Annotated in this window: 12 protein-coding genes; 9 read left to right on the top strand and 3 right to left on the bottom strand. The window is 72.8% G+C overall.

Translation table 11 applies throughout. From position 1 onward, the window contains the following. From H0487_RS23275 to H0487_RS07120, 4 genes are all read left to right on the top strand, one after another. Positions 1-990 carry a YjiK family protein gene (locus H0487_RS23275; protein ID WP_246383079.1) on the top strand — a complete coding sequence of 330 codons (990 nt, stop codon included), beginning with the start codon at positions 1-3 and terminating at the stop codon, positions 988-990. A gap of 37 nt (positions 991-1,027) precedes the next feature. After that, positions 1,028-1,333 carry a DUF1905 domain-containing protein gene (locus H0487_RS23270; protein ID WP_312855852.1) on the top strand — a complete coding sequence of 102 codons (306 nt, stop codon included), beginning with the start codon at positions 1,028-1,030 and terminating at the stop codon, positions 1,331-1,333. Between the two features lie 89 nt (positions 1,334-1,422). Then, the gene (locus tag H0487_RS07125) at positions 1,423-2,424 is read left to right on the top strand and encodes a DNA topoisomerase IB (RefSeq protein ID WP_183093538.1); all 1,002 of its coding nucleotides are present in this window, start codon (positions 1,423-1,425) and stop codon (positions 2,422-2,424) included. 16 nt (positions 2,425-2,440) lie between these two features. After that, entirely contained in the window at positions 2,441-2,932 is a 492-nt protein-coding gene (locus H0487_RS07120; RefSeq protein ID WP_183093537.1) for an O-acetyl-ADP-ribose deacetylase, read from the top strand. Here the strand turns inward: H0487_RS07120 and serC are convergent, their stop codons facing one another. Next, complete coding sequence (gene serC / locus H0487_RS07115; RefSeq protein ID WP_220793158.1) at positions 2,933-4,057, bottom strand: phosphoserine transaminase; 1,125 nt, start codon at positions 4,055-4,057, stop codon at positions 2,933-2,935. Between the two features lie 84 nt (positions 4,058-4,141). Between serC and H0487_RS07110 the strand changes: the two genes are divergently transcribed. Both H0487_RS07110 and H0487_RS07105 read left to right on the top strand, forming a co-directional pair. Further along, on the top strand, positions 4,142-4,630 hold the full coding sequence (locus tag H0487_RS07110; protein WP_246383077.1) for a GNAT family N-acetyltransferase: 489 nt from the start codon (positions 4,142-4,144) through the stop codon (positions 4,628-4,630). A gap of 90 nt (positions 4,631-4,720) precedes the next feature. Then, on the top strand, positions 4,721-5,290 hold the full coding sequence (locus tag H0487_RS07105; RefSeq protein WP_183093535.1) for a VldE C-terminal domain-containing protein: 570 nt from the start codon (positions 4,721-4,723) through the stop codon (positions 5,288-5,290). 107 nt (positions 5,291-5,397) lie between these two features. On the opposite strand, the gene H0487_RS07100 is transcribed toward H0487_RS07105, so the two are convergent. Further along, on the bottom strand, positions 5,398-6,501 hold the full coding sequence (locus tag H0487_RS07100) for a citrate synthase 2 (protein ID WP_183093534.1): 1,104 nt from the start codon (positions 6,499-6,501) through the stop codon (positions 5,398-5,400). A 62-nt stretch (positions 6,502-6,563) separates the two neighbouring features. On the opposite strand from H0487_RS07100, the gene pdxH reads away from it, so the two are divergent. After that, positions 6,564-7,238, top strand: coding sequence for a pyridoxamine 5'-phosphate oxidase (gene pdxH, locus H0487_RS07095; RefSeq protein ID WP_183093533.1), 675 nt, complete (start codon positions 6,564-6,566; stop codon positions 7,236-7,238). Between the two features lie 28 nt (positions 7,239-7,266). Here pdxH and H0487_RS07090 read toward each other — a convergent pair whose 3' ends face one another. Then, a complete protein-coding gene (locus tag H0487_RS07090) occupies positions 7,267-8,586 on the bottom strand; it encodes a serine/threonine-protein kinase (RefSeq protein WP_183093532.1) in 1,320 nt (439 codons plus the stop codon). 181 nt (positions 8,587-8,767) lie between these two features. On the opposite strand from H0487_RS07090, the gene H0487_RS07085 reads away from it, so the two are divergent. Continuing rightward, the gene (locus tag H0487_RS07085) at positions 8,768-10,495 is read left to right on the top strand and encodes a CocE/NonD family hydrolase (RefSeq protein ID WP_183093531.1); all 1,728 of its coding nucleotides are present in this window, start codon (positions 8,768-8,770) and stop codon (positions 10,493-10,495) included. A gap of 44 nt (positions 10,496-10,539) precedes the next feature. Further along, the gene (locus H0487_RS07080) at positions 10,540-12,456 is read left to right on the top strand and encodes a CocE/NonD family hydrolase (RefSeq protein ID WP_183093530.1); all 1,917 of its coding nucleotides are present in this window, start codon (positions 10,540-10,542) and stop codon (positions 12,454-12,456) included. The last annotated feature ends 28 nt before the right edge of the window (positions 12,457-12,484 follow it).

Here is a 12,484-nt window from a genome sequence, read left to right as displayed (position 1 = left end):
GTGGAGAAGATCCTGCTCGCCCTGGCGGCGCTGCCCTTCGGCCTCGGCTTCGCCGCCGCGGCCCCGTCGACCTCGAGCACGACGGCCGCGGACGAGGTGGCGTTCACGTTCGCCGACCCTGCGATCATCGAGTCGAGCGGCCTGGTGGCGCGCGACGGGCTGTTCGCCACGGTCAACGACTCCGGTGACGGCGGCCGGGTGTTCACGGTCGACCCCGCGACGGGGGAGACGGTCGCCGTCACCACCTGGGTCGGGGAGCCGTTCGACGTCGAGGCGATCGCGCCCACCCCCGACGGGGACGTCCTCGTCGGCGACATCGGCGACAACATCGACCAGCGTGACGGGATCGAGCTGGTGCGGGTGCCGTTCGGCGAGGACGGCGCCGTGACGCCGACGTCCTACGAGCTGCGCTACCCCGACGACGCCCACGACGCCGAGGCGCTGCTCGTGCACCCGCGGACCGGGCAGGTGCTCGTCGTCGCCAAGGAGTTCATCGGCCAGGTCTATGCCGCGCCGGCGGAGCTGGACCCCGACGGGCCCAACCGGCTCCGCGAGATCGGCGAGGCGATGCCGATCGCGACCGACGGGGCGTTCTTCCCCGACGGCGAGCACGTCGTGCTCCGGGGCTACAGCTCCGCGACGGTCTATCGCTGGCCGTCGCTCGAGGAGGTCGGCGAGGTCGACCTGCCGTTCCAGCCGCAGGGCGAGGGCATCGCGGTCGACGAGGACGGTGAGGTCTTCGTCAGCTCCGAGGGCCAGTTCACCGAGGTCCTGCGGATCGAGCTGCCGCAGGCGCTCCAGGACGAGATCGACGGCGTCGCGCCCCCGGAGGACGAGGGTGACCCCGCCCGCGGCGATCGTCCCGCCGACGACGGGGTGGTCGCGCCGGAGCCCGATCCCGCAGACCGGCCGTGGTGGCCGTGGTGGATCGGCGGTTTCCTGGCGGTCGGGGTGCTGCTGGGCTTCGCCCGCTTCGCCTCGAAGAAGTGACGCCCCCGTTGTCCGCGGTCGCTGCCACGATGGCGGCGTGACGACCTACGACTTCACCGCTCCGCTGTGGCGGTGGCTCGCCAAGGACGAGGAGACGTCGGGGTCCTGGTTCTTCGTCAGCCTGCCGTTCGACGTGTCCGACGAGATCGAGGCGACCGCGGGCCCCGGCAAGGGCTTCGGCAGCGTGCGCGTCGAGGTCACCGTCGGCGCGACGACCTGGCGCACCTCGGTGTTCCCCAGCACCGAGCAACGGACCTACGTGCTGCCCGTGAAGAAGGCCGTCCGTACGGCGGAGGGCCTCGCCGAGGGCTCCGAGGCGGTCGTCTCCCTCACCCTCGTCTGAGGTCGCTCAGCCGAGGTGCAGGACCGGCGGGGTCGCCCGCTGCGGAACGGCTGGCGTCTACGCGAGGCCGGTCGGGTTACCTTCGCTCCGTGCCCGTGCTGCGCCGTACCTCTCCCGACCAGCTGGGTTGGTCCCGCCGGCGCGCCGGTCGCGGGTGGGTCTACCTCGACGAGCACGGTGTGCGGTTGGACGGCGAGGAGGCCGAGCGGTGCAGGGCACTGGTGATCCCGCCGGCCTGGCAGGACGTCTGGATCTGCCCGCACCCGCGCGGCCACCTGCAGGCGGTCGGCACCGACGACGCCGGTCGTCGGCAGTACATCTACCACCCGGCGTGGGTGGAGCAGCGATCCCAGGAGAAGTACGACCGGGTGCTGCGGTTCGGACGCCGGTTGCCGCGGGTCAGGGAACGCGTGCTCCTCGACCTGGCGCTGGGTGACTTCGGCGAGGACGTCGGGTGCGCGCTGGCCGTGCGTCTGCTCGACCTCGGCTACTTCCGCATCGGCAACGACGTGTACGCGCTCGAGAACGGCTCCTTCGGTCTGACCACCCTGCAACGGCGCCACGTGCGGCGCAACAAGGACGTGCTCGTCTTCAACTTCACCGGGAAGTCGGGTGTCGAGCACCGGATCGAGGTCGACGACCCGGTGGTGATCGAGCTGCTCGACAGGATGCGACGGCGCCGGTCCGCCGACGACCCCACGTTGCTGGCCTTCCGTGTCGGTCGCCGGTGGCGCTCGCTCACCCCCGACCTCGTCAACGACTACCTGCGCGACGCGACCGGGATGGAGGCGAGCGCCAAGGACTTCCGCACCTGGCACGCGACGGTCATCGCCGCGGCGGCGCTCGCCGAGGCGCCGGGACCCGAGGCCAGCCGGACCGCCCGGAAGCGTGCCGTCGCGGCCACCATGCGGGAGGTCGCCGAGTACCTGGGCAACACGCCGACCTTGGCGCGCTCGTCGTACGTCGACCCGCGGGTGGTCGATGCCTACGAGGAAGGCAACACCATCCGCACGGCCGTCCGGCGGACGTACGACGGACCGGACCAGCGGCAGGCCGCACTCGAGCGGGCCGTGCTCCGACTGCTCGGGTAGTGGCAGGCTCGGCGTCATGGACATCGAGGTCGTCGAGGGCGACATCACTCAGCAGGACGTCGACGCCGTGGTCAACGCCGCCAATCGCGCGATGCGGGGCGGCGCCGGTGTCGACGGCGCGATCCACCGGGCCGGCGGACCGGCGGTGCTGGAGGACTGCCGTCGGCGGTTCCCCGACGGCCTCGCGACCGGCGACGCGGGATGGACGACGGCCGGGGAGATGACGGCCCGCTGGGTGATCCACGTCGTCGGCCCCAACCGCACCCGCGGCGAGACCGACCGGTCGCTGCTGACGTCCTGCTACCGCCGAGCGCTCGAGGTGGCCGACGAGCTGGGCGCCAGGTCGGTCGCGTTCCCGCTGATCAGTGCCGGTGCCTACGGTTGGCCCCTCGACGACGCCGTCGACGCGGCGCTGGAGACGCTCCGGGCCACCCCCACCGAGGTGGAGATGGCCCGGGTCGTCGCGTTCGGCAGGTCGACGTACGACCTGGTCAGCGCTCGGCTGTGATCAGCTGTTCTCGACCACGTAGTCGATGCACTTCGTGAGCGCCTCGATGTCGGCAGGGTCGATCGCCGGGTACATCGCGATGCGGAGCTGGTTGCGGCCCAACTTGCGGTAGGGCTCGGTGTCGACGATGCCGTTGGCGCGCAGCGTCTTCGCGATCGCGGCGGCGTCGATGGAGTCGTCGAAGTCGATGGTGCCGATCACCAGCGAACGGTCCGCGGGGTTCGGGACGTACGGCGTCGTGTACGACGTCCGCTCCGCCCAGCCGTAGAGGTTGTTGCTCGACTCGGTGGTCCGCTCGACCATGCCCTTGAGGCCGCCCAGGCTGTTCATCCAGTCGAGCTGCTCGGCCATGAGGAAGATCGTGGCGACCGACGGGGTGTTGTAGGTCTGGTTGAGCCGGCTGTTGTCGATCGCGGTCTTCAGGTCGAAGAACGGCGGGACGTAGCGGTCGGAGGCGGCGATCCGCTCGGCGCGCTCGATCGCGGCCGGCGACATGATCGCGAAGTAGATCCCGCCGTCGGAGGCGAAGCACTTCTGCGGCGCGAAGTAGTAGGTGTCGACCTGGTTGAGGTCGACCGGCAGGCCGCCGGCGCCCGAGGTGGCGTCGATGAGGACCAGGGAGCCGGCGTCGGCGCCCTCGGGGCGGACCACGGGGGCCATGACGGCGGTCGAGGTCTCGTTGTGCGCCCAGCCGTAGACGTCGACGCCGGCCTCGGCGACGGCCTCGGGCCGCGAGCCGGGGTCGGACGAGATGACGCTGGGGGCGTCGAGCCACGGCGCGGCCTTGACCGAGCCGGCGAACTTGCTCGAGAACTCACCGAAGGTGAGGTGCTGGCTCTTCTTCTCGATGAGGCCGAACACGGCGATGTCCCAGAACGCGGTGGCGCCGCCGTTGCCGAGCACGACCTCGTAGCCGTCGGGAAGGTCGAAGAAGGACGCGAGACCGTCCCGCACACGGCCGACGGTGTTCTTCACCGGAGCCTGGCGGTGGGAGGTGCCCATCAGCTTGTCGCCGGTCGCCGCGAGCGCGTCCAGGTGGCTGGGCTGGATCTTCGACGGGCCGGCACCGAAGCGGCCGTCGGCGGGCTTGAGGTCGGCGGGGATCTGCAGGTCGGTCACTTTCATCTTCCTTCGAACCGAGGGACGAATGCTGACGACGCTGTCAGGAGAGGACCAGTGTGACAGCCACGTCACGACGGTGATAAATCGATGACCGTGATGGACAGGGTGGTCGAGGTGCGGGTGGTGGGCTACCGCCACCCCGATGCCGTCGCGCTCGTCGACCGGGTCCAGCAGGAGTACGTCGAGCGCTACGGCAGCCCGGACGAGACCCCGGTGGACCCGGCCATGTTCGACCCGCCCGACGGCCTGTTCCTCGTCGCCTACGCCGACGGGGTGCCCGTCGGCACCGGCGCCTGGCGGCGCACCGCGGTGCGTGCCCTCGGGGGATCGGCCGGCGTCGAGATCAAGCGGATGTACGTCGTGCCCGAGCACCGTGGGACCGGCCTGGCTCGGCGGATCCTCGCCGAGCTCGAGGACTCGGCCGCCGCGGTCGGCGCCGACCTCCTGGTGCTCGAGACCGGCCTCATGCAACCGGAGGCGATCGCGCTCTACGAGTCCTCCGGCTACGTCCCGGTCGACGGCTTCGGCCACTACGCCGCCAGCTCGCTGAGCCGCTGCTTCGGCAAGCGCCTCTGACCCGGACGGGCCACCCGGTCCGGTCCGATCGGACCGACCTGACGGGATCCGGCGAGGACGGCCGGGGAGCGACCTAGCGTGGGCGCCCTCATGGACCGATCCCGCCTGCTCACCGCGCTCACCGCGCTCGTCGCCCTGGTGGCGTCGCTGGTGGTCGCCGCCCCGGCCCGGGCCGTCGAGCCCATCGAGGACTACCCGTCGTACGAGCCGCAGCGCCGCTGCTCACCGGGCGACAAGCCGGGGACCGTCGAGATCGGCCGTTGGATCGTGCGGAGGTACGGCGGCGGGCTCGGCGGCATCGGTCGACGGTGCAGCCGCAGCAGCACCTCGGAGCACTACGAGGGCCGCGCGTTCGACTGGACGGTGTCCGCCCGCAGCCGGGCCGACCGGGTCCGGGTCCGGACGTTCCTCCGCGACCTGTTCGCGTCCGACCGTTTCGGCAACACCCACGCCCGCGCCCGCCGGATGGGCGTCATGTACGTCATCTGGGACGACCACATGTACGCGGCCTGGGACGGCTACCGCGCCGAGCCCTACCGGTCGTCGGGCTGCCGTCGGATACGGACCTGCTCGCCCACCCTGCGGCACCGCGACCACGTGCACCTGTCGCTGACCCGCCCCGCTGCGCGGGGCGAGACCTCGTGGTTCAGGGGCCGGTGACGCTCAACGTCAAGCACTGATGTTCCGCGGCCTGACGCCACCCTCCTGACGAACGACGCCGGCCCCGCCCTGAGGCGGAACCGGCGTCGTCGTGCGTCTCTGGTGGCTCAGCCGAGCCAGGCCGGGTCCCAGCCGTCGACCTCGTCGGCCTTGCGGGCTGCCGGGCCGGTGTAGATCGCCGACGGGCGGATGAGCCGGCCGGTGGTCTTCTGCTCGAGGATGTGGGCCGACCAGCCGCCGGTCCGGGCACAGGTGAACATCGAGGTGAACATGTGGGCCGGGACCTCGGCGAAGTCGAGGACGATCGCCGCCCAGAACTCGACGTTGGTCTCGAGCACGCGGTCGGGACGACGCTCGCGGAGCTCGGTGAGGGCGGCCTGCTCGAGCGCCTCGGCGACCTCGTAGCGCGGCGCGCCCAGCTCGCGCGCCGTACGACGCAGCACGCGGGCCCGCGGGTCCTCGGCGCGGTAGACGCGGTGGCCGAAGCCCATCAGCCGCTCTCCGGAGTCGAGCAGGTTCTTGACGTAGGCGCGGGCGTCGCCCGACTTCTCGACGTCCTCGATCATGCCGAGGACGCGGGACGGGGCGCCGCCGTGCAGCGGGCCGCTCATCGCGCCGATGGCACCCGACAGGGCGGCGGCGACGTCGGCACCGGTGGAGGTGATGACGCGGGCGGTGAACGTCGAGGCGTTCATGCCGTGCTCGGCCGCGGAGGACCAGTAGGCGTCGATCGCGTGCGCGTGCTTGGGGTCCGCCTCGCCGCGCCAGCGGATGAGGAACTTCTCGGCGAGGGTCTTGCCCTCGTCGACGAGGCGCTGCGGCACGACCGGCTGGTGGAGGTCGCGGGCCGACTGCCCCGCGTAGGCCAGCACCATGACGGCCGCACGGGCGAGGTCCTCGCGGACCTTCTCCGGGGTGGAGTCGTAGGTGTAGCGGATGCCGAAGGCGGGCGCGAGCATCGCGATCGCGGCCTGGAGGTCGACCCGGACGTCACCGGTGTGCACCGGCAGCGAGAACGGCTCGGCCGGGGGCAGGCCCGGCGAGTAGGTGCCGTCGATGAGCAGGCCCCACACGTTCTCGAAGGGGACCCGGCCGACCAGGTCCTCGATGTCGACGCCGCGGTAGCGGAGCGCGGAGCCTTCCTTGTCGGGCTCGGCGATCTGGGTCTCGAAAGCGACGACGCCTTCCAGTCCGTGGTGTACCTCAGGCATTCGCCGTCTCCTTCGACTAGTGAGAATCACGGGCATTCTGCCCCACCTACTACCGTCGGCCTATGCCTGGTGCAGAGGATCCTGATCTCGTCCCGGATCTCGGGCGGCTCCGGAAGGAGTACGGCGACGCCGGACTGACCGAGTCGGCGGCCGACCCCGACCCCTTCACGCAGTTCCGACGGTGGTTCGCGGACGCGCAGGCCGCGCACCTGCACGAGCCCAACGCGATGATCGTGGCGACCGTCGCGCCCGACGGCCGGCCGGGCGCGCGCACCGTGCTCCTCAAGGGGCTCCGTGAGGGTCCCGACGGGGGGTTCGCGTTCTACACCAACACCGCGTCGCGCAAGGGGGACGACCTCGCATACGACCCCCGCTGCGCGCTGCTCTTCCCGTGGCACCCGCTGGAGCGCCAGGTCCGCGTCGAGGGCGTCGCGGAGCGGCTCGCCGACGCTGAGGTGGCGGCGTACTTCTCGGCGCGACCCCGGGGCAGCCAGCTCGGCGCCCACGCCTCGCCGCAGTCGCGGGTCGTGGCCGACCGGGCCGAGCTCGATGCCCGGTTCGCGGCGGCGGAGGCTCGCTTCGCCGGCGGCGACGTGCCGGTGCCGGCCGAGTGGGGCGGCTACCGGGTGCGTCCGGAGACCTTCGAGTTCTGGCAGGGCCGACCCGGCCGGATGCACGACCGGCTGCGCTACCGCCGCGACGGCGACGGCTGGACGATCGACCGGCTCGCCCCCTGAGGGCTCGCCTTCCGAGCCGTGCGCGGGCTCAGACCGCCTTCGAGCCGCGCGGCCTGTCCTTCTCGCCGCCGGCGCACAGGTAGCGCAACGGCACCGACGCCCGGACCCCCGTCGGACTGACCACCGCCGTGATGTTGCCGCGCTGCGGCTGACGGCCCTGGAAGGTGAGGTCGATCGAGGAGAGCAGCGTGTTCCGTCCCTCGTCCACCTGGAAGGTCTCGGTGTCGACGATGCTCCCGTCGGGCATCCGCCACGTCACCCGGACCTCACCCCCGCCGCCGGTCGTGAGGATGGCGGCCGCGAAGTGCATCGTCGCGCGCGGGCACAACGCCTGCGGCGGCGTCGCCGACATCGCGACCCGGTTGACCACGAGCGGTGCCTGCGCCCGGTACTCGGCGGTGGCGTCGGGCGTGAGGAGCAGCCACGCGCCGGTACCGCCGCCGGCGAAGACGGTGGCGAGACCGAGCAGGATGACGAACCAGGAGACGATCCGCCGCCAGAGTGGGCGGCGCGGCTGCGGCGGGATGATCCGCACGACGACCTTGGGCGCGGTCGGCGCCGGAATCGGCTTGACCTCGGGCACGGCGTCCGCGGGCGGCTCCCACCGGCTCGGTGCGGGCTCCGCGACGGGTTCGACGACGGACTCCACCGCTGGCTCGACCGCTGGCTCGACCGCTGGCTCGACCGCTGGCTCGACGACCGCTTCCGGCGCGACGACCTGCACCCGCCGCAGGTGGTTGGTCGGCCAGTCCTCGGCGGGGATCGCCTCGAGTGCGGTGACCAGGTCGAGCGGCGACGGCCGTTGTCCCGGGCTCGTCGTGAGTGCCGTGCGCAGCGCGGTGGCGGCGGCCGGCGGCAGGTTCGTGGCGGAGCCGGTCATGCCGATCGCGTCGCGCGGCTCGAGCGGGTGGACGCCGGCCAGCACCTCGAACGCCAGCACCGCGAAGCCGTGGGCGTCGTCCTGGCGGGCCCCGGCGGTGGTGGTGCCCTCGGCCGGGGGTGCGGTGTCGGGCCGGGACAGCGCGGCCCGGCCGTCCGGCATCACGAAGACCGCCGACGGGCTGAGCCGGCCGTGGACGAGCCCGCACTCGTGCATCGCGTGCAAGGTCCCGGCGACGTCGCGCAGGGCGTGGAGGGCGGCGGCGGCGGGCAGCGGAGCGATGCCGGCGAGGTGGTCGAGGGTCACGTCGGGGACCAGCTCGCTGACGAGACCGGTGTCGGGCGCCAGCGGGTCGACCTCGTAGGCCGGGGCGAGCCCGGGCGGCGCGGCGAGGTCCAGGATCCGGGCCTCGCGGCGGAGCCGGCGCAGGGTGTTGCGTCCGTAGTGGGTGATCTCGAGAACAGTCATCGGGGCAGCCTTATCGGGCGGGCCCTCCCCGTGCTTGACACGGTAGGTCCGGCTCCGCGGGCGTGGAGCAAAACTGCCCAGAATTCGTTCGCTCGGATGAACGGTCGGGAGGAGATAACCGCGACGCGCTGGCCTCGTTGCACCCGGTGGGCTCCGGAGGGGGCGCTCGAAGGAGGCTCAGGTGGTCGGACGACGTCGAACGGCGCTCGCAGCGGCGGCTGTCACGCTGGCCGCGCTGGGCGCGGGCCTGCTGACCGCGGCACCACCCGCGGCGCGGGCCGAGGAACCCGCCCCGGTGGTCGTGCAGCAGCGGTTCACCACCGCCGACGGGGTCGCTCTCCAGACGACGCTCACGAGCCCCGGGCCGGTGACCGCCCGGCCGACGGTCGTGGAGTTCTCGCCGTACGGCAACAACAGCCAGTCGTTCTCGTTCGGCCCGGACTACAACTACCTGCTCGTCCAGATCCGTGGCACCGGGTCGAGCCGGGGCTCCTTCGACGCGCTCGGTCCGCGCACGCAGAAGGACGTCGTCGAGGTGCTGCGGTGGGCCTGCGCCCAGCCGTTCAGTGACGGTCACCTTGCGGTGGCCGGCTTCTCGGCGAGCGCGATCATGCTCTTCAACAGCTGGCACCAGCACCTGCCGTGCGTCGACGCCGCCGTCACCCGGTCCGGCACCCACGAGCTCTACCGGGACCTGCTGGTCCCCGGGGGGATCCAGAACCTCGCGCCCGGGGCCGGCGTGCTCGGCCTCATCAGTGCCCCGTTGGTCCTCCAGGGAGCCGACCGGGTGGGAGACCCGCAGTCGGCGCTGGACGCCTTCGCGGGCATGTTCTCGACCGGCGTCAACGCGGGGCTCGCGCACCCGAGGCTCGACGCCTGGTGGCAGCAGCGCGGCTGGCGCGGCGACCGGAACGACATCCCGGTGCTGCTGATCGACGGGTTCTTCGACGTGGAGTCCCGTGGTGCGTTCCAGGCCTACCAGGCCCTCAAGGCCGACGGTGCCCACCTGCTGGTGCAGGGCGGTCACGACGGCTACCCGGCGGGCACCGACGGCGGGGTCGCCGAGGCGCAGGCCTGGCTCGACCACTTCGTCCGCGGCGTCGACAACGGCGTGGAGACCCACCCGCGCGTCCGCATGCTGATGTCGAACGGCGACCGGATGCGCTACCTGGCCGGTGACGCCGTGGCCCGCGACGCTGCCGACTGGCCGGTGCCCGGCACGACCTGGGTGCCGCTGGCGCTCGGTGGCGACCGCTCGCTCGGCCTGACCCGCCCGGCGACGGCCACGACCCAGAGCTATCTGACGGTGCCGAGCATCCCGACCATGACCGACGTCCCGACGGCCGCGCTGGTGGGTGCCGCGGGCCTCGACCTGCTGACGGCCCAGCTGCCGCTGCTCGTCCAGGACCAGCTCGCCGGTCTCGCCGGCCTGACCTACACGACGGACGTGCTCTCGGCGCCGGTCGACCTGGCCGGACCACTGTCCTTCGAGGTGCCCCTTGCCACCACGACGCCGGACAGCGGGATCTGGGTCGTCCTCTCCGACGTGGCGCCGGACGGCACGTCGCACCCGCTGACGGTCGGACGCCTGTCGACGTCGTACCCGGGCGTGGTGCCGGCGAAGTCCCTGGTCGACCCGAGCGGAGCGATCGTCCAGCCGTACGGCAGCTACACGACCAAGCAGCCCGCCCGCGCCGGGCAGGTCCGGACCTACCGGGTCGAGCTCTGGCCGGTCGGCAACCGGTTCCAGGCCGGGCACCGGATCCGGCTGACGGTGGTCGGCACCTCCGCGTTCTCGCTGCCCGCGGTCCCGGCCGTCCACTCGATCCGGGTCGGTGGCCCGGCCGGCGCCCGGCTGCTGGTGCCGGTGCTCCCCGGCTCGGACCTGACCGCAGCGCTGGGCCAGTGATGGGGCCAGTGAAGGGGCCAGCGAAGGGGCCAGCGAGGGTGCCAGTGAGGACCGTGCGTCGCGCGCTCGGCGTCGCGCTCGCTGTCGCCGCGCTCTCGGTCGTCGTCCCCGACCAGCCGGCGCCGGCCTCGGCGGCACCGGGTCCGCGACCGTTCGGCCGGACCTGCGAGGAGGTCAAGGGCGTCCGCTTCTGCACCGGCGCCCGGGTCGCGTCCTGGGACGGCACCCCGCTCGACGTCGACGTGACGCTCCCTCCCACCGGCGACGGGCCGTGGCCGACGATCGTGCTGCTGCACGGCCTCGGCGGCGACAAGACCGCGCTCGAGCCCAACGCGCCCCAGCAGGTCTCGGTGGCGCCGCGGATCCTGCCGCTGCGCAAGCACTACAACAACCTCTACTACGCGCGCCGCGGGTACGCCGTGGTCGCGGCCACCGCCCGCGGGTTCGGCGACTCCTGCGGGGGCGAGGGCACGCCGGCCGCCTGGCTCCAGATCGGGGCGTGCTCCCAGGGGTTCATCCGGCTGGCGGACTCGCGCTACGAGGCCCGCGACACCCAGCACCTGCTCGGGCTGCTCGTCGACGAGGGCATCGCGCACCCCACCAGGATCGGCGTCACCGGCTTCTCCTACGGCGGTGGCCAGGCGGTCCAGCTCGGCGAGCTCCGCAACCGGATCCGGCTGCCCGACGGCACGTTCCGCCGGTGGCGCTCACCCGACGGCACGCCGATGCGGATCGGCGCCGCCTACGGCCAGTGGCTCTGGACCGACCTGCTCTCGGCGGTGCTGCCCAACGGTCGGTTCCTCGACTTCCGGCCCCGGACCGGCGATGCCTCGCTGCAGCCGCTCGGCGTGATGTCCCAGAGCTACACCCGGGCCTTGTTCATCCTCGCGGCGTCGGAGGGCTACGTCGTCCAGCCGCAGCCGGGCGACCTCGAGCTGCCCGACTTCCCCGGCCCGTCGCTCCCGATCAACCCGCCGCTCGTCGCCGGCTCGGGGGAGTGGGACCTCGCGACCGCTATCGCGCTGATGGAGCTCGGCGAGCCCTACGGCGACGAGATGCGCCAGGTCGCCCGGGAGTTCCGCCGCTACCACGGCTCGGTCGACATTCCCGGCCGACCGGCGCCGCTGCTCCTCGAGAGCGGCTGGAACGACGACCTCTTCCCGATCACCGAGTCGCTGCGGCAGTACACCAGCGTCCGATCCCGCTACCCCGCGTCGTTCGTCGCGCTGCTCCTCGGCGACGTCGGCCACGCGCGCGACGCCAACCGGCGACGGGCCGCGCTGGCGTTCAACGACGCCGCATCGGCGTTCTTCGACGAGCACCTGCTCGGCCGCGGCCGCGGGCCGGCGAAGGGCAGCGTGCTCGCCTACACGACCCGCTGCCCCGCTCTCGGCGAGGACGCGGTGCCCGACGGCGGCCCGTTCCGGGCGCGCAGCTGGGCGGCGATCCACCCCGGTGAGGTCACGTTCGGCGGCGCCGCCGCCCAGACCGTCGACAGCACGGGCGGTGACCCGACGATCGGCCTGAACTTCGACCCGATCCCCAGCACCAACCCGCTCGGCACCGCCGACCCGTGCAAGACGGTCCGGGAGAGCTCGCCGTCGGGAACGGCGCTCTATCGACACCGGGTCCGGCGGCCGTTCGTCCTGCTGGGCCGGCCGACCGTCCGGGCGACCGTGGCGACCACCGGGGTCGGCGGTCAGCTCGCCGCCCGGCTGTGGGACGTCGGGCCCAACGGACGTCAGCTGCTGGTGACCCGCGGTGCCTATCGCCTGCTCGACGACCAGACCGGGCGCGTCGTCTTCCAGCTCAACGGCAACGGATATCGGTTTGCGCGAGGGCATACGGTCAAGCTGGAGCTCGCGCCGAGTGACGCGCCGACGTTCCGCGCGAGCACGACGGTCTTCTCGGTCGACGTGCGTCGCCTGCGGGTGTCGCTGCCGACGACGCAGCGCCGCTGAACCACCGCGCGACGAACGGACGACCCCT

It is taken from the genome of Nocardioides stalactiti, from assembly GCF_014180715.1.
GTDB classification, from domain to species: Bacteria; Actinomycetota; Actinomycetes; order Propionibacteriales; family Nocardioidaceae; genus Nocardioides; species Nocardioides stalactiti.
This window is presented reverse-complemented; position numbering and strand designations above follow the sequence as displayed.

What these genes read in the sequence shown, in the direction of transcription:
- H0487_RS07120 (WP_183093537.1), top strand. Translation starts at nt 2,441, where the DNA reads ATGGACATCGAGGTCGTCGAGGGCGACATCACTCAGCAGGACGTCGAC.
- serC (WP_220793158.1), bottom strand. Translation starts at nt 4,057, where the DNA reads ATGAAAGTGACCGACCTGCAGATCCCCGCCGACCTCAAGCCCGCCGAC.
- H0487_RS07110 (WP_246383077.1), top strand. Translation starts at nt 4,142, where the DNA reads ATGACCGTGATGGACAGGGTGGTCGAGGTGCGGGTGGTGGGCTACCGC.
- H0487_RS07105 (WP_183093535.1), top strand. Translation starts at nt 4,721, where the DNA reads ATGGACCGATCCCGCCTGCTCACCGCGCTCACCGCGCTCGTCGCCCTG.
- H0487_RS07100 (WP_183093534.1), bottom strand. Translation starts at nt 6,501, where the DNA reads ATGCCTGAGGTACACCACGGACTGGAAGGCGTCGTCGCTTTCGAGACC.
- pdxH (WP_183093533.1), top strand. Translation starts at nt 6,564, where the DNA reads ATGCCTGGTGCAGAGGATCCTGATCTCGTCCCGGATCTCGGGCGGCTC.
- H0487_RS07090 (WP_183093532.1), bottom strand. Translation starts at nt 8,586, where the DNA reads ATGACTGTTCTCGAGATCACCCACTACGGACGCAACACCCTGCGCCGG.